We start from the raw sequence: 16,872 nt of genomic DNA, 5'->3' as shown, positions 1-16,872 counted from the left end.
CCCGTCCTTGGACGAAGCCTCAGCTCATCCATTGGCCGCCGTCGACGTTGTAGGTCTGCGCCACCACGTAGTCGCTTTCGGAAGAAGCGAGAAAGATTGCCATGCCGGTCAAGTCCTCGGCTGTGCCCATGCGCCCATAGGGAACGGCCTCGCCCACCAGACGCTTCTTCTCGCCGAGAGGCCGGTTCTCGTACTTCGCGAAGAGCGCGTCGACACCATCCCAATGCTCGCCCTCGACGACGCCCGGAGCGATGGCGTTCACATTGATGCGGTGCTTGATGAGATCGAGGCCGGCGGATTGGGTGAGGCTGATGACCGCCGCCTTGGTCGCGCAGTAGACCGCGACCAGCGCCTCACCCCGCCGCCCCGCCTGGCTTGCCATATTGATGATCTTGCCGCCCCGCCCCTGCCCGATCATCTGCTTCGCCGCCGCCTGCAGCGTGAAGAGCGTGCCGGCGACGTTGATCGAGAAAAGCCGCTCATAGCTTGCGCGCGTGATCTCGACGATCGGCGCAAGGTCGAAGAGCGCGGCATTGTTGACCAGGATGTCGAGACCGCCGGCCTGGCGGACGACCGTGGCGATCGCCGCATCGATCGAATCCTGCCGGGTGACATCCATCTCCACCGCGTAGGCCGCCGGTCCGATCTCCGAGGCCGTCTGTCTTGCGCGCTCGACATTGATATCGGCGATCGCCACGGTGGCGCCTTCGCGCACATAGGCCTCCGCGAAGGCGCGGCCTATTCCCCGCGCCGATCCGGTGATCAGCGCGCTTTTTCCTTCAAGACGTTTCATCGAATTGCCAGCCCTTTTTCATCGAATCTGTGCAGGCGCTGCGGGTCCGGCGTCAGGAAGACCCGGTCGCCATGCGTGACGGCAAAATCGCCGCTGACGCGCGCCGTCATCGTGCCGATGCCGTCGGCGTTCACATGCAGGAAGGTATCGGAGCCGAGATGCTCGGCCACGCCGACCGTGCCCTGCCATGTGCCGTGGTCCTTCGACAGCACCAAGTGCTCCGGGCGGACACCGATCGTATGGGCCTGATGGCTGGCCGCCGGGCCGCCGGAAATGAAATTCATCTTCGGCGAGCCGATGAAGCCGGCGACAAAAAGATTGTCGGGCCGGTGGTAGAGTTCGAGCGGCGAGCCGACCTGCTCGATGCGGCCGCGGTTCAAGACGACGATCTTGTCGGCCATCGTCATGGCCTCCACCTGGTCGTGGGTCACGTAGATCATCGTCGTCTTCAGTTGCTGGTGCAGCTGGCTGATCTCGAGCCGCATGTTGACGCGCAGCGCCGCGTCGAGGTTCGAAAGCGGCTCGTCGAACAGGAAGGCCTCCGGCTGGCGCACGATCGCCCGGCCGATCGCCACGCGCTGGCGCTGGCCGCCGGAGAGCTGGCGCGGCTTGCGGTCGAGATAGTCGGTGAGGTTCAAAACGCGGGCGGCGTCGGCCACCTTCTTGTCGATCACCGCCTTGTCCTCGCCCGCCATCTTCAAAGGGAAGGCGATGTTGGCGCGGACGCTCATATGCGGATAGAGCGCGTAGGACTGGAACACCATCGACAGGCCGCGCTTGGCCGGCGGCAATTCGGTGGCGTTCTTGCCGTCGATGACGATGGCGCCGTCGCTGACATCCTCGAGGCCGGCAATCAGCCGCAGAAGCGTCGACTTGCCGCAGCCCGAAGGGCCGACGAAGACGACGAACTCGCCGTCATTGATGTCGAGGTCGATCGACGGGATCACGGCATGGGCGCCGAAGACCTTCGAGACGTTCTTGAGTGTGATGCTTCCCATGAGTCTGACCCTTATTTGACCGCGCCGAAGGTGAGGCCGCGCACAAGCTGCTTCTGCGAGAACCAGCCGAGAATGAGGATGGGGGCGATCGCCATCGTCGAGGCCGCCGACAGCTTCGCGTAGAACAGGCCTTCAGGGCTCGAATAGGAGGCGATGAAGGCGGTGAGCGGCGCCGCTTTGGCGGCACTGAGATTCAAGGTCCAGAACGCCTCGTTCCAGGCGAGGATGATGTTCAGGAGCAGCGTCGAGGCAATGCCCGGTATCGCCATCGGCGTCAGCACATAGATGATCTCCTTGGCAAGCGAAGCGCCATCCATGCGCGCCGCTTCGAGGATCTCGCCCGGGATTTCCTTGAAATAGGTGTAGAGCATCCAGATGATGATCGGCAGGTTGATGAGCGTCAGCACCATCACCAGCCCGGTGCGGGTGTCGAGCAGCCCCGTGTTGCGGAAGATCAGATACATAGGCACCAGCACGCCGACCGGCGGCATCATCTTGGTGGAGAGCATCCACATCAGGACGTCCTTGGTTCGCTTGGTCGGTGCGAAGGCCATGGCCCAGGCCGAAGGAATGGCGATCACCAGGCCGAGCAGCGTCGAGCCGAAAGAGACCACCACCGAGTTCATGAAGTGCTTGAAGTAGTCCGAGCGGCTCTGCACCTCGAAATAGTTCTCGGTCGTCCAATCGAAGAACAGGAAGGCGGGCGGCGAGGCGATCGCCTGCGCCTCCGTCTTGAAGCTCGTCAGGAAGGTCCAGAGGATCGGGAAGAAGATCAGGATGCCGACCGTCCAGGCCAGGGCCGTGGTGACCAGTTTGCGCTGGGTCGAGACATTGCGTGCCATGATATCAAGCCTCCAGCGTCTTGCCGATCATGCGCATCAGGAAGAATGCGACGATATTGGCGAGAATGACCGCGATGATGCCGCCGGCGGACGCGCCGCCCACGTCGAACTGCAGCAGCGCCTGGGCATAGACCAGGAAGGTGAGATTGGTGCTCTGCGTGCCGGGGCCGCCATTGGTGGTGACGAGGATTTCGGCGAAGACCGAAAGCAGGAAGATCGTCTGGATCAGGATGACGACGGTGATCGCGCGCGAAAGATGCGGCAGGACGAGATAGATGAACCGGCTCCAAGCGCCGGCGCCGTCCATCTGCGCTGCCTCCTTCTGCTCCTCGTCGAGCGACTGCAGCGCCGTCAGCAGAATGAGCGTCGCGAAGGGCAGCCATTGCCAGGCGACGATCAGGATGATCGAGAAGAGCGGCGCATTGGCGAGAAAATCGAACGGCTGCAGGCCGACGAGCTTGGCAAGCCAGGCGAAGAGCCCGTTGACCGGGTTCATGAACATGTTCTTCCAGACGAGCGCCGCGACCGTCGGCATGATCAGGAAAGGCGCGATCACCAGGATCCGCACGATCCCCTGCCCGAACATCGGCTGGTCGAGCAGCAGCGCCAGGGCGATGCCGCCGACGACGGTGATGAAGAGCACGCCGAGCACGATTGCGAGCGTGTTGAAGACCGCCTGGAAGAAGGCTGGATCGGTCAGAAAATAGGTGTAATTGGTGAGGCCTGCGAACTCCTCCATTCCCGGCATCAGCAGATTGTAGCGCAGGAGCGAGAAGTAGATCGTCAGCGCCAGCGGCACGATCATCCAGGCCAGAAGCAGAAGCACCGACGGTGCGATCATCAGCCGCGCGGCGGAGCGGGTATGCAAGGTCGCCATGGCGTCCCCCATGTGGTCTCAACGGTGTTCCAAGAAGAGGCAGGCGCATCGTGCCTGCCGAACGCACGCCCATCGGCAAAAAAGACAGAGCGGGACGCGGGTGAGGGCGGGGTTCGCCCCTCCCTCGTCCCGCTCTGGAGGTGGCCGGGGCGCCGGCCGTTTCCGGACGGCGCCCCGGCCCCTTGGGAGCCTCACTTGATGTAGCCGGCCTTGGTCATCTCGCGTGTGGTCAGTTGCTGCGCGCTGGCGAGCGCCTGATCGACGCTCATCTGGCCGGCGAGCGCGGCCGAGAACACCTGGCCGACCGCCGTGCCAAGACCCTGGAATTCCGGGATCGCCACGAACTGCACGCCGACATAGGGCACTGGCTTCACTGCCGGGTTCTTCGGGTCGGCGGCGTTGATCGAGTCGAGCGTCATTTTCGCAAACGGCGCCGCCTTCTGGTATTCCGGGTTCTCGTAGAGGGAGGTGCGGGTGCCGGGAGGCACGTTCGCCCAGCCTTCCTTCTCGGCGACAAGCTTCAGATAGTCCTTGCCGGTTGCCCAGGCGATGAACTTCTGCGCCGCTTCCGCCTTCTGCGAACCCGCCGGGACGGCAAGGTTCCAGGCCCAGAGCCAGTTGCCGCGCTTGCCGAGGCCGGTATCCGGGGCGAGCGCAAAGCCGACCTTGTCGGCGACCGTCGACTCGTGCGGGTTGGTCACGAAGGAGGCCGCCACCGTGGCGTCGATCCACATGCCGCATTTACCGGTCTGGAACAGCGACAGGTTTTCGTTGAAGCCGTTGGAGGAGGCGCCGGGCGGGCCGGCATCGTTCATCAGCTTGACGTAGAAATCGAGCGCGTTCTTCCACTCCGGCTGGTCGAACTGCGGCTTCCAGTTCTCGTCGAACCAGCGCGCCCCGAAGGCGTTGGCCGTCGCCGTAAGGAAGGCCATGTTCTCGCCCCAGCCCGCCTTGCCGCGCAGGCAGATGCCGTAGATCTCATTGTTCTTGTCGGTGATCTTGCGCGCCGCGTCCGCGATGAACTCCCAGGTCGGCGCCTCAGGCATGGTGAGGCCGGCCTTCTCGAACAGGTCCTTGCGGTACATGACCATCGAGCTCTCGCCGTAGAACGGCGCGGCATAGAGCTTGCCGTCGATGGTCAGACCGCTGCGGATCGCCGGCAAGAGGTCGTCGACGTCGTAGTCGGCACCGAGGTTGTCGAGCGGCAGGAGCCAGCCCTGCTTGGCCCAGATCGGCACTTCGTAGGTGCCGATCGTCATGATGTCGTACTGGCCACCCTTGGTGGCGATGTCGGTCGTGACGCGCTGGCGCAGCACGTTTTCCTCGAGCGTCACCCACTCGAGCTGAATGTCCGGGTTTTTCGACGTGAACGCGTCCGTCAGCTTCTGCATCCGGATCATATCGCCGTTGTTCACGGTCGCGATGGTCAGGGTCTCTGCTTGGGCCAGGCCTGCCAAAGCGACTGCCGAGCACGTGCCCAGCAGGAAAGTTCTCAAATTCATCGACTTCCTCCCAGAAGAAATTGAGCATTTGCTTTGCTCGTGGGCAATTACTCACCCATTGGCAAAAAAAGTCAATGCGCATTCGCCGCCGCCAAATAGCCAACGCGCTAAGAGTTCATTTTTGTTGAGGATTTTTTTGTGGTGATGGGCCGGGAGGACGCAGCCCATTCGGTAAAACGCCGCTGCCGGACTGCTCCCCGGAAGTAGACTCAATCGCCTAGCAGGTACTCGGCAGTTGTCTCGTCGGTGATGAGGCCGTTGATGATCCGTCCCTTGAGAGCCGCTCCCAGGGCTCCGTATTTTCGCTTGCCCTTGGCGATGCCGATCACCGCGGCCCGCTCGCGCGGCGGCAGCGGCACGGAGGCCACGCGCTCGTTGATGCTGCCGGTGAGCAATTCACCGTGATGATCGAACATCCAGCCGCAGATCTCGCCGGCGGCACCCGCCGCCGTCAGCCGCTCCATCTCGTCGCGCGCCAGAAACCCATCCGCACAAAGCGGGGCATCCGGCCCGAGCTCGCCGACCCCGACAAAGGCGGCATCGGCCTCGGCGCCAAGCTCCAGAGCCATTCTGACGAGGCTCTGCTTGTGCAGCACTTCGCGCTCCTCGGCCGACGAGACGAGCACCGGCAAGGGCATCGGGAAATGCCGCGCATTGATGGTGTCGGCCATGCTGAAGATGACGTTGTAATAGGCGGCCGAACCGTCGAGGCGGATATTGCCGGTGAGGGAGACGATGCGGTGCTGCGGACATTCCATCGACGGCAACTGGTCGATCGTCGCCTTCAGCGTCCGGCCGGTGCCGATCGCAAGCACGACCGGCTCGGTTGATTTCAGCCAGCGCTCGATTTCTGCCGCCCCGGCTTCAGCGATCCCTACGGTCGTCGAATTGGATCCGGGATCGCTCGGCACGACATCGACATGCCGCAACTCGTATTTCTCCTTGAGCCGCGCCGCTGCTTCGAGGCAGGCGGCGATCGGATGATCGAGCCGCACCTTGATCAGCCGTTCGGCCATGGCGAGCGACACGAGGCGCTGCGCCGACTGGCGCGAAATCCCCATGATCGACGCGATCTCGTCCTGCGTCCGGCCGGCCACGTAGTAGAGCCAGCCCGCCCGGGCCGCATCGTCCAGCCTGTTGTTGCTCTCCGCCCTGCGCGCCATCGCCAGCGAGTCTCCTTCCCCCGATTTGCTGCCATTATTTGCCGTGTACTGTCAAACAAAGGCGTAACGTGTCGCTGCCGGCAAAAACGCCCGCAACACCGGGAATTCGCGGAAAGCGCACCCAAAATTTTACCGTTTGATAAAAAAATAAAGCGTGTTACCGTTCCCCATCCTGAGAATACATTGGGAGCTAAAAATGGGAACGACGCAATCTGGGATTCTCTACGGGCGGCTGCCGCTCGCGGAGTACGAAACCAATTTCTCCGATCTGCATCCGCCGCTCGACAGGCACGAGGCGCTGGTTGCTTCTGACCGCTGTTACTTCTGTCATGACGCGCCGTGCATGACGGCCTGTCCCACCTCCATAGATATCCCGCTGTTCATCCGGCAGATATCGACAGGCAATCCGATCGGCTCGGCCAAGACGATCTTCGACCAGAACATCCTCGGCGGCATGTGCGCCCGCGTCTGTCCCACCGAAACACTCTGCGAACAGGCCTGCGTACGTAACACGGCGGAGGAGCGGCCGGTCGAGATCGGCCGCCTGCAGCGCTACGCGACCGATGTCGCCATGAAGGAGAACAAGCAATTCTATGCGCGCGCGGCCGCAACGGGACGCCGCATCGCCGTCGTCGGCGCCGGGCCGGCAGGCTTGGCCTGCGCCCACCGGCTAGCCGTCAAGGGTCACGACGTGGTGATCTACGATGCGCGTGAAAAATCCGGCGGCCTCAACGAATACGGTATCGCCGCCTACAAGACGGTGGACGATTTCGCCCGGAGGGAGGTCGACTACGTCCTGTCGATCGGCGGCATCGAGGTGCGCCACGGCGAGGCCCTCGGCCGCGATTTCTCGCTCGCCGACCTCACCGAGCAATATGACGCCGTCTTCCTCGGCCTCGGCCTCGCCGGCGTCAACGCTCTCCGGATCGAGGGCGAGAACGCCGAAGGCGTCGAGGACGCCGTCGACTTCATCGCCGCACTCCGTCAGTCGAAGACCAAGGCCGACGTTCCGGTCGGCCGCCGCGTCGTGGTGCTCGGCGGCGGCATGACCGCGATCGATGCTGCCGTCCAGGCGAAGCTGCTTGGCGCCGAGGAAGTGACGATCTGCTATCGCCGCGGCAAGGAGCACATGAACGCCTCCGAGTTCGAGCAGGATCTCGCGGCATCCAAGGGCGTCACCATCCGCCACTGGCTGCAGCCGAAGCGCATCGCCGTGAAGGACGGCAAGGTCGCCGGCATCGAACTCGAATACACGGCCCTTGAGGAAGGCAAGCTGACGACGACCGGGGAAACGGGTATTATTGCCGCCGAGCAGATCTTCAAGGCAATCGGCCAGAGTTTTCAGGCCTCCGGCCTCGGTGCCTTGCAGATGGAGAGCGGACGCATCGTCGTCGATGCAGAAGGCCGCACCTCGTTCGCCAGGGTCTGGGCGGGCGGCGACTGTGTGCTCGGCGGCGAGGACCTGACGGTTTCCGCCGTGGCGATGGGACGCGATAGCGCCGAATCGATCAACCGGGCTTTCGCCGCGGACGCGCCGCTGGCGAGCGCCGTCGCCTGAACAGGATCGAGAGGACGAGAAAAAATGGCTGATCTTCGCAACAATTTTGTCGGCATCAAATCCCCGAACCCGTTCTGGCTCGCATCGGCGCCGCCGACCGACAAGGCCTATAACGTCGAGCGCGCCTTTAAGGCGGGCTGGGGAGGCGTCGTCTGGAAGACGCTCGGCGAGGAAGGGCCGCCGGTGGTCAATGTCAACGGCCCGCGCTATGGCGCGATCTGGGGCGCCGACCGCCGCCTGCTCGGCTTGAACAATATCGAGCTCATCACCGACCGCGATCTTTACGTGAACCTGCGCGAGATGAAGCAGGTGAAGATGAACTGGCCGGACCGGGCATTGATCGCCTCGATCATGGTGCCCTGCGTCGAGGATGCCTGGAAGGCGATCCTGCCGCTGGTCGAGGAAACCGGGGCCGACGGCATCGAGCTCAACTTCGGCTGTCCGCACGGCATGTCCGAGCGCGGCATGGGTTCCGCCGTCGGCCAGGTGCCCGAATATATCGAGATGGTGGTGCGCTGGTGCAAACAGTACACGCGCATGCCGGTGATCACCAAGCTGACGCCAAACATCACCGACGTCCGCAAGCCGGCCCGCGCCGCCAAGGCCGGCGGCACCGACGCCGTGTCGCTGATCAACACGATCAACTCGATAACCTCGGTCAATCTCGACACCTTCTCGCCGGAACCCTCGATCGACGGACGCGGCAGCCATGGCGGCTATTGCGGCCCGGCGGTGAAGCCGATCGCCCTCAACATGGTCGCCGAGATCGCCCGCGATCCGGAAACCTACGGCCTGCCGATCTCCGGCATCGGCGGCATCACCACCTGGCGCGACGCGGCCGAATTCCTGGCGCTCGGCGCCGGCAACGTGCAGGTCTGCACGGCGGCGATGACCTATGGCTTCAAGATCGTCCAGGAAATGATCACCGGCCTGTCCGACTGGATGGATGCCAAGGGCCACCGGACGCTCGACGACATCTGCGGCCGCGCCGTGCCGAACGTCACCGATTGGCAATATCTCAACCTCAACTACGTCACCAAGGCGAAGATCGATCAGGATGCCTGCATCAAATGCGGCCGCTGTCACATCGCCTGCGAGGACACCTCGCACCAGGCGATCACGCAGTTCGTCAATGGCGTGCGCCATTTCGAGGTGATCGAGGAGGAATGCGTCGGCTGCAACCTCTGCGTCAATGTCTGTCCGGTCCAGAATTGCATCACCATGGAGCCGCTCGCCGCCGGTGAACTCGATAAGCGCACCGGCAAGCCGGTCGACCCCAATTACGCCAACTGGACGACTCACCCGAACAACCCGATGGCGCGCCAGGCGGCCGAGTAAGCACAGTCGACAGGACAGCATGGCCGCCGGCAATCGCCGCCGGCCATGTTCATTGTGGCGCGATCAGAACTCGATCACCACCTTGCCGAACGGGCCGCGATCGAGATGCGCGAGCGCCTCACCGACTTCGGTAAACTTGTAGCGCTTGTCGATGACCGGCTTCAGCCGCAAGCGGTCGACGGCACCAACCAGATCTTCGAGCGCCCGGCGATGCCCGACGCTGATACCCTGCAGCACCGGCGATTTCAGGAGCAGCGGCGCAACCGGGCCGGAAACCTCGAAGCCTTCGAGCACGCCGATCACCGATATACGCCCGTCCGGCGCGACCGCCTTCAGCGACTGGCCGAGGCCGGCGCCGCCGGCGATCTCCAGGATGTGGTCGGCGCCATGGTCGCCGGTGAGCTCATAGACGCACTCTACCCAATCTTCGCTCCGGCGATTGATGCCGTGGTCGGCGCCAAGGGCGAGCGCCTTATCGAGCTTTTCGGAACTGCTCGAGGTCACGATCACCTCGGCGCCGACGGCCTTGGCAATCTGCAGCCCGAAGAGTGCGACGCCGCCCGTGCCCTGCACGACGACGCGGTCGCCGGGTCTCAGGTGGCCCTTCTCGACCAGCGCGAACCAGGCGGTGAGGCCGGCGCACGGCAAGGTGCTCGCCTCGGCGGCATCGAGGCTTTTCGGCGCGGCGACGAACCAGTCTTGCGGAAAAGCGACATATTCCGACAGGACACCCGGATGCACGCCGCCAAGTGTGGCGTAGGCCGGCGTTCTGCCGCTTCCCGGCCGCAAGCCATCGAGCCATCCAGGGGCGAAGGTGGAGATGACGCGGTCGCCGGGGCGGAAGCGGGCCACACCCTTGCCGACCGCTTCGACGACGCCGCTCATGTCCGAAGCCGGCACGAAGGGAAAGGTGAGATCCAGCCCCATGCCGCTTTCCAGCATCAGCTTGTCGCGGTAGTTGAGCGACACCGCCGTCGTGCGGACGAGCACATCAAACTCGCCGGTTTCCGGCATCCTGCGCTCGGTGATCTTCAGGTTGTATGGGCCGACCGTCTCCGTGCTCCACTCCTGCATCCATTTCGACATGCTCGTTCCTTTCGGTTGTGATTGGACAAGCATAGTGTTGAACCAGGATCGCCAGTTGCGATAAGATTTCCCGAGATTGGTTCCTAGGCGGATACAATTAAATGGAACATCTGAATGGCATCTCGGTGTTTGTCGAGGTGGCGGAGGCCGGCGGCTTCTCTGCGGCGGCAGAACGGTTGAACCTCTCGCGCTCCGCGGTCGGTAAGACGATTGCCCGCCTTGAAGAACGCCTCGCCACCCGCCTCTTTCACCGCACGACACGGGCGCAGAGCCTGACCGACGAAGGACAGCTCTTCTATGAGAGCTGCCAGAAAGCACTCGACGAGATCAGGACGGTCGAAGCCCTACTTGAATCCGGCAAACAGGAGATTCGCGGCCGGTTGCGGATCTCCATGCCGGTGCTCTTCGGCCGCCAATGCGTGGCTCCCGTCTTTCGCGACCTCGTCCGCATTCACCCCCGGCTTGAGCTCGAACTCTCCTTCAACGACCGCGTGGTCGACCTGCTCGACGACGGTTTCGACCTCGCGATCCGCAACAATGTATTGGGCAATGATTCCGGCCTGATGACGCGGGTGATCGCCGAACAGCGCATGACGGTCTGTGCCTCGCCGGCCTATCTCGCGGCATCCGGTGCGCCCCAGACCGTGGCGGACCTCGCAGATCACGACGCCGTGGTCTACTGCCGCGCAGGCCAACAGCGGCCATGGTCGTTCCCCGCCGAAGGCAGTGCCGCAGACACCATCCTGCCGAAAACCCGGCTGCGGCTCGACGATCTCGCGGCGATCGCCGATGCGGCGGCCGAGGGACTGGGCCTTGCCTGGCTGCCATGCTGGTTGGTGCGCGAGCGCGTACAGCGCGGCGAGCTCGTCCGGGTTCTGACGGATCGGCCGGGTCTCGTTTTCAAGGTCCATGCCGTTTGGCCGCAAACACGGCACCTGCTGCCGAAACTGCGCCTGGCGATCGATGCTCTCGCCGCCGGACTGCCGCGCATCATGGAATAGATTTGTCGGGCCAAGCCCCTGGCGTGGTATCGCCGAGCGAACACGAACGCGAAACAGATTGTGTAGAAAACGTAAGTTGTCGCCACCGGCAAACTGGTCGATAAGGGGAAAACCAGCAGCGGCCGGTCGCCGCCGGCAGACCCCGGGCAGACTGTTTGACGATCCTTTCCGCCAATACACGCAAGAAGACGCACCTGATTTCCGGCGCCGTGCTCAGCGTCTTCGTGCTAACGCATTTCACAAATCACTCCCTCGGCCTGATCTCGATCGGCGCGATGGAAGCCGGCCGGCAGGTCTTCACGATCGTTTGGCAGAGCGTACCCGGAACCGTCCTGCTCTACGGCGCGCTACTCCTGCACTTCCTGATGGCACTCGACAGTCTCTATCGCCGCCAGACGCTGAGGATGCCGGTCGGAGAGGCCGTGAAGATCATCTTCGGCCTGAGCCTGCCTTTCCTGCTGATCCCCCATGTGGTCGCCACCCGGGTTGAGCCGCTCCTGACCGGGGTCGATGCCGACTACCCGGCCATCCTGCGCGCCCTCTGGTCGAGTTCGATCGGCACGACCCGACAGACGATTGCTCTTCTTTTTGTTTGGAGCCACGCCTGCCTCGGCGCCTGGTTCTGGATGCGCGGGCGTGACTGGTTTCCGCGCTACGAGTTCCTGCTCTATACCGTTGCTCTGCTCGTGCCGATCTTCGCGCTGCTCGGCTTCGTCAACGGCGCCCGTTCTCTCGGTCGCGACTATGCTGAGCATGGCGGCTATGGCGACCGGGCCTATGTCAGCGAGCGGCCGCGCCTCGATCCGGCCCTCGCCGAAAACATCCGGCTCGCCTTCTATGGCGGCTTTGCCGGCCTGATCGGCGGGACCCTGGCGCTGCGCGCGCTGCCGGCGCGGGGCCGTATCCGCGTCCGCTATCCGGATGGGCGCGTGGCGGCGGTCGGGATCGGATTCAGCGTGCTTGAGGCAAGCCGCGCCGCCGGCATCCCGCATGTCTCGGTCTGCGGCGGCCGCGGCCGATGCTCGACCTGCCGGGTGCGGGTCATCGAGGGTCTCGACGGGCAGCCGGCGCCCGAGGCCGCGGAACGTGCCACGCTTGGCCGGATCGGTGCCCCCGACAATGTCCGGCTGGCCTGCCAGTTCCGGCCCACTCACAACGTCACCGTCGTCCCCATCCTCGACACCGACAGCCTCGGGATCAAGACGCAGCTTGCCCGGCAGAACGGCGGCGGGCGCGAGCGGCGCGTGGCCGTGCTCTTCTGCGACCTGCGCGACTTCACCCGCATTGCCGAGCACAAGCTGCCCTACGATACGGTATTCCTGCTCAACCGCTACTTCGAGATGGTTGGCGAGGCGGTCGAGAGTTCCGGCGGCGTCATCGACAAATTCATCGGCGACGGAGCGCTGGCGATCTTCGGGCTGAAGTCGCCGCTGCCCGAAGCATGCCGCCAGGCGCTCGCCGCCGCCTCGCGGCTGTCGACGGGTATTCGCGCGCTCAACCAGACCTTCGGGGACGAGCTCGAACGGCCGCTCCGGCTCGCGATCGGCCTCCATGCCGGACCGGCCATCGTCGGCGAGATGGGCTATGGTCAGGCGACCTCGCTGACGGCGGTCGGCGACACCATCAACACCGCGAGCCGGCTCGAGGGCCTGGCCAAGGAGCACGATGCCGAGCTTGCCGTCTCCGTCGAACTCGTCAAACGCGCCGGCCTCAGTCTCGAGGGCGACAGGCGATTGGATATCAGCCTGCGCGGCCGAAAGGCGACGCTCGAGACCTGGATCGTCGACGATGCCGCGCGCATTGCCAAGATCATCCCGGCACAGGGATAGCTATATTGGCCAACGTGAGCACAAGAGCCGGTTCTGGCCCTCTCCTCGGGTTTAACCAAAAACTAGCACCTCTCCGGCGCCCGGGGAGAGCGGACTTGAGGCGGCGCGGCATACCCCTTCGCCCCGCTTGCGGGGAGAAGGTCGGCAGCGGGATGAGGGACGGCACCGCCATTGCAATTCAATGTCGACCGCTACTCGCGCACCTGTAGCCCGTCGACGAACAGCCGCTCGAGAAAGCGCGCCGCATCTTCGAAGCGCCCCTCGCCTGCGTGCTCCTGGCCGAGCACCGCCCGCACCTGTACGTCGAAATCGGCGTAGTGCTGCGTCGTCGACCAGATGGCAAAGATCAGGTGATAGGGATCGCAATTGGCGATCTTGCCGGCCTTCGCCCAGGCCCGGATAACCTCGGCCTTTTCGTCGACCAATTGCTTCAGCGGCCCCTTCAGCTCGTCCTCGATATGAGGAGCGCCCTGCAGCACCTCATTGGCGAACAATCGGCTTTCCCGTGGGAAATCCCGCGCCATTTCGAGCTTGCGGCGAATGTAGCTGCGGATCTCGGCGACAGGGTTGCCCTCGGCGTTGAATTCGCGCAGCGGATCGAGCCAGGTATCGAGGACGCGGTCGATCAAGGCGCGGTGCATGGCTTCCTTCGTCCGGAAATAATAGAGCAGGTTGGGCTTCGACATGCCCGCCACCTCGGCGATCTGGTCGATGGTCGAACCGCGGAAGCCGCTCGCGGAAAAGACCTCAAGCGCGGCTTCGAGGATCCGCTCCTCCTTCTCCTCCTGGATACGCGTGCGCCTCTGGGTTTTCGCCGCTCTCGGAAGTACCATCTCTCCCCCTGCCGATGCCCGCACCGTCGCGTTTTGCCCAAATTTCGGACGCGCCATTTATTTGGGCAACAAACTGGTTTTTTTCTTTTTCCGGCTTGAGTGCCGCCACGGAAGTTGTAATGTTTACCAACCGGTCAAATTATCAGTCAGATTGCCGACAAAGGCAACGGCTGATCGAAGGGCGCAAAGGAAAGCTCCGATTTGACCGACGGGAACATGGCTATCCCCGGGGAGGGCCTAGCCGGCAAAAGAGGAGAGCGCCATGGCTGCACCTGGCGAGAATAGGCGCGTCAATGCCGACCGCCTGTGGGATTCGTTGATGGAAATGGCGAGGATTGGCCCCGGCGTTGCCGGCGGCAACAATCGCCAGACCTTGACGGACGCCGACGGCGAGGGCCGCCGGCTGTTCCAATCCTGGTGCGAAAAGGCCGGGCTCTCCATGGGTGTCGACAAGATGGGCACCATGTTCATGACCCGTCCGGGCACCGACCCGGATGCCCTCCCCGTCCATATCGGTTCCCATCTCGACACGCAGCCGACCGGCGGTAAGTATGACGGCGTGCTCGGCGTCCTGAGCGGCCTCGAGGTCATCCGCACGCTGAACGACCTCGGCATCAAGACCAGGCATCCGATCGTCGTCACCAACTGGACCAATGAGGAAGGCGCCCGCTTCGCGCCGGCAATGCTCGCCTCCGGCGTCTTCGCCGGCGTCCATACGCTCGATTACGCCTATGCCCGCAAGGACCCGGAGGGAAGGAGCTTCGGTGACGAATTGAAGCGCATCGGCTGGGTGGGCGACGAGGAGGTCGGCGCCCGCAAGATGCATGCCTATTTCGAATATCACATCGAGCAGGGACCTATCCTCGAGGCCGAGAACAAGCAGATCGGCGTCGTCACCCACTGTCAGGGCCTGTGGTGGCTGGAGTTCACGCTGACCGGCAAGGAGGCCCATACCGGCTCAACGCCGATGAACATGCGTGTCAATGCCGGCCTCGCCATGGCGCGCATCCTCGAAATGGTGCAGACCGTCGCCATGGAAAGCCAGCCGGGCGCCGTCGGCGGGGTTGGCCAAATGTTCTTCTCGCCCAATTCCCGCAATGTGCTGCCGGGCAAGGTCGTCTTCACCGTCGACATCCGCTCGCCGGACCAGGCCAAGCTCGATGGGATGCGCGCCCGGATCGAAGCCGAAGCGCCGAAGATTTGCGAACCGCTCGGCGTCGGCTGTTCGATCGAGGCGGTCGGCCATTTCGACCCGGTCACCTTCGATCCCAAGCTGGTGTCCACTGTCCGCGGCGCCGCCGAGAAGCTCGGCTACAGCCATATGAACCTCATCTCCGGCGCCGGCCACGATGCCTGCTGGGCGGCAAAGGTCGCCCCGACCACGATGATCATGTGCCCGTGCGTCGATGGACTCAGCCACAACGAGGCGGAAGACATTTCCAAGGAATGGGCCGCCGCCGGCGCGGACGTTCTCTTCCACGCTGTTCTGGAAACGGCCGAGGTCGTCGAGTGAGTTTGCGGGCGGGACGACAAGTTCCGCCCTTTTTACTTGGTGGCCCCGGCCGCCGAAGCACCATCCAGAGGAAGATAACCAATGAGCACTGTCATCAAGGGTGGAACCGTCGTTACCGCCGACCTGACCTACAAGGCCGACATCAAGGTCGAAGGCGGCAAGATTGTCGAAATCGGCCCCAATCTCACCGGCACCGACACGCTGGATGCGACCGGCTGCTACATCATGCCGGGCGGCATCGATCCGCACACGCATCTCGAAATGCCCTTCATGGGCACCTACTCCTCCGACGATTTCGAGAGCGGCACCCGTGCGGCGCTTGCCGGCGGCACGACCATGGTCGTCGATTTCGCGCTTCCCTCGCCCGGCCAGTCGCTGCTCGAGGCGCTGACCATGTGGGACAACAAGTCGACCCGCGCCAATTGCGACTATTCCTTCCACATGGCGATCACCTGGTGGAGCGAGCAGGTCTTCAACGAGATGGAGGCGATCGTCAAGGACAAGGGCATCAACACCTTCAAGCACTTCATGGCCTATAAGGGCGCGCTGATGGTGGACGACGACGAGATGTTCTCGTCCTTCCAGCGCTGCACCGCGCTCGGCGCCCTGCCACTGGTCCACGCCGAAAACGGCGACGTCGTCGCCCAGCTCCAGGCGAAGCTGCTTGCCGAGGGCAATAGCGGCCCCGAGGCGCACGCCTATTCGCGGCCGGCCGAGGTCGAGGGCGAGGCCACCAACCGCGCCATCATGATCGCCGACATGGCCGGCTGTCCCGTCTATATCGTCCACACCTCCTGCGAGCAGGCGCATGAGGCGATCCGGCGGGCCCGCGCCAAGGGCATGCGCGTCTTCGGCGAGCCGCTGATCCAGCATCTGACGCTCGACGAGACGGAGTATTTCAACAAAGACTGGGATCATGCGGCCCGCCGGGTGATGTCGCCACCCTTCCGCAACAAGCAGCATCAGGATAGCCTGTGGGCCGGCCTTGCCTCCGGTTCGCTGCAGGTGGTGGCGACCGATCATTGCGCCTTCACGACGGCGCAGAAGCGCTTCGGCGTCGGCGATTTCACCAAGATCCCGAACGGCACCGGCGGTCTTGAGGACCGCATGCCGATGCTCTGGACCTACGGAGTCAATACTGGCCGCATCACCATGAACGAATTCGTTGCGGTGACGTCCACCAACATCGCCAAGATCCTCAACATCTATCCGAAGAAGGGCGCGATCCTCGTCGGCGCCGATGCCGACCTCGTCGTTTGGGACCCGAAGCGCTCGAAGACGATCTCGGCGAACAATCAGCAATCGTCGATCGACTACAATGTCTTCGAGGGCAAGACGGTCACCGGCCTGCCGCGCTTCACGCTGACGCGCGGCGTCGTGGCGATCGAGGAAGGGGCGGTGAAAACGCAGGAAGGCCACGGCGAATTCGTCCGGCGCGACCCCTTCCCGGCGGTCAGCACGGCGCTGTCGACCTGGAAGGAAGTGACCGCACCGCGCGCCGTGCAGCGCACGGGCATTCCGGCGACCGGCGTGTGACGG

Annotated in this window: 14 protein-coding genes; 6 read left to right on the top strand and 8 right to left on the bottom strand. The window is 63.9% G+C overall.

Annotated features, from left to right (window positions below; all coding sequences use genetic code 11):
* Positions 1–19: 19 nt before the first annotated feature.
* The 6 genes from CO656_RS06060 to CO656_RS06035 all read right to left on the bottom strand — a co-directional run bounded on the left by CO656_RS06060 (position 20) and on the right by CO656_RS06035 (position 6,175).
* On the bottom strand, positions 20–793 hold the full coding sequence (locus CO656_RS06060; RefSeq protein ID WP_097525159.1) for an L-iditol 2-dehydrogenase: 774 nt from the start codon (positions 791–793) through the stop codon (positions 20–22).
* Entirely contained in the window at positions 790–1,791 is a 1,002-nt protein-coding gene (locus CO656_RS06055; RefSeq protein ID WP_037414647.1) for an ABC transporter ATP-binding protein, read from the bottom strand. The genes CO656_RS06060 and CO656_RS06055 overlap by 4 nt, the downstream gene beginning before the upstream one ends.
* Before the next feature lie 11 nt (positions 1,792–1,802).
* Positions 1,803–2,633, bottom strand: coding sequence for a carbohydrate ABC transporter permease (locus tag CO656_RS06050; RefSeq protein ID WP_037414645.1), 831 nt, complete (start codon positions 2,631–2,633; stop codon positions 1,803–1,805).
* A gap of 4 nt (positions 2,634–2,637) precedes the next feature.
* On the bottom strand, positions 2,638–3,510 hold the full coding sequence (locus CO656_RS06045) for a sugar ABC transporter permease (RefSeq protein ID WP_037414697.1): 873 nt from the start codon (positions 3,508–3,510) through the stop codon (positions 2,638–2,640).
* A gap of 191 nt (positions 3,511–3,701) precedes the next feature.
* Positions 3,702–5,012 carry a sugar ABC transporter substrate-binding protein gene (locus CO656_RS06040; protein ID WP_037414644.1) on the bottom strand — a complete coding sequence of 437 codons (1,311 nt, stop codon included), beginning with the start codon at positions 5,010–5,012 and terminating at the stop codon, positions 3,702–3,704.
* A gap of 209 nt (positions 5,013–5,221) precedes the next feature.
* The gene (locus CO656_RS06035) at positions 5,222–6,175 is read right to left on the bottom strand and encodes a sugar-binding transcriptional regulator (protein WP_097525158.1); all 954 of its coding nucleotides are present in this window, start codon (positions 6,173–6,175) and stop codon (positions 5,222–5,224) included.
* A gap of 196 nt (positions 6,176–6,371) precedes the next feature.
* On the opposite strand from CO656_RS06035, the gene CO656_RS06030 reads away from it, so the two are divergent.
* Both CO656_RS06030 and preA read left to right on the top strand, forming a co-directional pair.
* Positions 6,372–7,733, top strand: coding sequence for an NAD(P)-dependent oxidoreductase (locus CO656_RS06030; protein WP_097525157.1), 1,362 nt, complete (start codon positions 6,372–6,374; stop codon positions 7,731–7,733).
* A gap of 24 nt (positions 7,734–7,757) precedes the next feature.
* Positions 7,758–9,071 (top strand): NAD-dependent dihydropyrimidine dehydrogenase subunit PreA, encoded by a 1,314-nt coding sequence (preA, locus tag CO656_RS06025; protein ID WP_095677984.1) that lies wholly within the window; start codon positions 7,758–7,760, stop codon positions 9,069–9,071.
* A 63-nt stretch (positions 9,072–9,134) separates the two neighbouring features.
* Here preA and CO656_RS06020 read toward each other — a convergent pair whose 3' ends face one another.
* Positions 9,135–10,157 (bottom strand): NAD(P)-dependent alcohol dehydrogenase, encoded by a 1,023-nt coding sequence (locus CO656_RS06020; protein WP_097525156.1) that lies wholly within the window; start codon positions 10,155–10,157, stop codon positions 9,135–9,137.
* A 101-nt stretch (positions 10,158–10,258) separates the two neighbouring features.
* On the opposite strand from CO656_RS06020, the gene CO656_RS06015 reads away from it, so the two are divergent.
* Positions 10,259–11,158 (top strand): LysR family transcriptional regulator, encoded by a 900-nt coding sequence (locus tag CO656_RS06015; protein ID WP_097525155.1) that lies wholly within the window; start codon positions 10,259–10,261, stop codon positions 11,156–11,158.
* Between the two features lie 155 nt (positions 11,159–11,313).
* A complete protein-coding gene (locus CO656_RS06010; protein ID WP_095677985.1) occupies positions 11,314–12,987 on the top strand; it encodes an adenylate/guanylate cyclase domain-containing protein in 1,674 nt (557 codons plus the stop codon).
* A gap of 191 nt (positions 12,988–13,178) precedes the next feature.
* On the opposite strand, the gene rutR is transcribed toward CO656_RS06010, so the two are convergent.
* Positions 13,179–13,820, bottom strand: a complete 642-nt coding sequence (gene rutR, locus CO656_RS06005) for an HTH-type transcriptional regulator RutR (protein ID WP_012708997.1) — start codon at positions 13,818–13,820, stop codon at positions 13,179–13,181.
* Between the two features lie 262 nt (positions 13,821–14,082).
* Here rutR and CO656_RS06000 point away from each other — a divergent pair, with 262 nt between their 5' ends.
* Both CO656_RS06000 and hydA read left to right on the top strand, forming a co-directional pair.
* The gene (locus CO656_RS06000) at positions 14,083–15,333 is read left to right on the top strand and encodes a Zn-dependent hydrolase (RefSeq protein WP_097525154.1); all 1,251 of its coding nucleotides are present in this window, start codon (positions 14,083–14,085) and stop codon (positions 15,331–15,333) included.
* Positions 15,334–15,414: 81 nt separating this feature from the next.
* Positions 15,415–16,869: a dihydropyrimidinase gene (hydA, locus tag CO656_RS05995; protein WP_097525153.1), complete on the top strand. Its 1,455-nt coding sequence runs from the start codon at positions 15,415–15,417 to the stop codon at positions 16,867–16,869.
* Positions 16,870–16,872 lie beyond the last annotated feature (3 nt).

The sequence above is a fragment of the Sinorhizobium sp. FG01 genome (genome assembly GCF_002531875.1).
GTDB lineage: Bacteria > Pseudomonadota > Alphaproteobacteria > Rhizobiales > Rhizobiaceae > Sinorhizobium > Sinorhizobium fredii_C.
The sequence above is the reverse complement of the archived record's forward strand: the minus strand, read 5'-3'. Positions and strand labels throughout refer to the sequence as shown.

Excerpts from the sequence above, each read along its gene's own strand:
- CO656_RS06060 (WP_097525159.1), bottom strand. The coding sequence starts at position 793 with ATGAAACGTCTTGAAGGAAAAAGCGCGCTGATCACCGGATCGGCGCGG.
- CO656_RS06055 (WP_037414647.1), bottom strand. The coding sequence starts at position 1,791 with ATGGGAAGCATCACACTCAAGAACGTCTCGAAGGTCTTCGGCGCCCAT.
- CO656_RS06050 (WP_037414645.1), bottom strand. The coding sequence starts at position 2,633 with ATGGCACGCAATGTCTCGACCCAGCGCAAACTGGTCACCACGGCCCTG.
- CO656_RS06045 (WP_037414697.1), bottom strand. The coding sequence starts at position 3,510 with ATGGCGACCTTGCATACCCGCTCCGCCGCGCGGCTGATGATCGCACCG.
- CO656_RS06040 (WP_037414644.1), bottom strand. The coding sequence starts at position 5,012 with ATGAATTTGAGAACTTTCCTGCTGGGCACGTGCTCGGCAGTCGCTTTG.
- CO656_RS06035 (WP_097525158.1), bottom strand. The coding sequence starts at position 6,175 with ATGGCGCGCAGGGCGGAGAGCAACAACAGGCTGGACGATGCGGCCCGG.
- CO656_RS06030 (WP_097525157.1), top strand. The coding sequence starts at position 6,372 with ATGGGAACGACGCAATCTGGGATTCTCTACGGGCGGCTGCCGCTCGCG.
- preA (WP_095677984.1), top strand. The coding sequence starts at position 7,758 with ATGGCTGATCTTCGCAACAATTTTGTCGGCATCAAATCCCCGAACCCG.
- CO656_RS06020 (WP_097525156.1), bottom strand. The coding sequence starts at position 10,157 with ATGTCGAAATGGATGCAGGAGTGGAGCACGGAGACGGTCGGCCCATAC.
- CO656_RS06015 (WP_097525155.1), top strand. The coding sequence starts at position 10,259 with ATGGAACATCTGAATGGCATCTCGGTGTTTGTCGAGGTGGCGGAGGCC.
- rutR (WP_012708997.1), bottom strand. The coding sequence starts at position 13,820 with ATGGTACTTCCGAGAGCGGCGAAAACCCAGAGGCGCACGCGTATCCAG.
- CO656_RS06000 (WP_097525154.1), top strand. The coding sequence starts at position 14,083 with ATGGCTGCACCTGGCGAGAATAGGCGCGTCAATGCCGACCGCCTGTGG.
- hydA (WP_097525153.1), top strand. The coding sequence starts at position 15,415 with ATGAGCACTGTCATCAAGGGTGGAACCGTCGTTACCGCCGACCTGACC.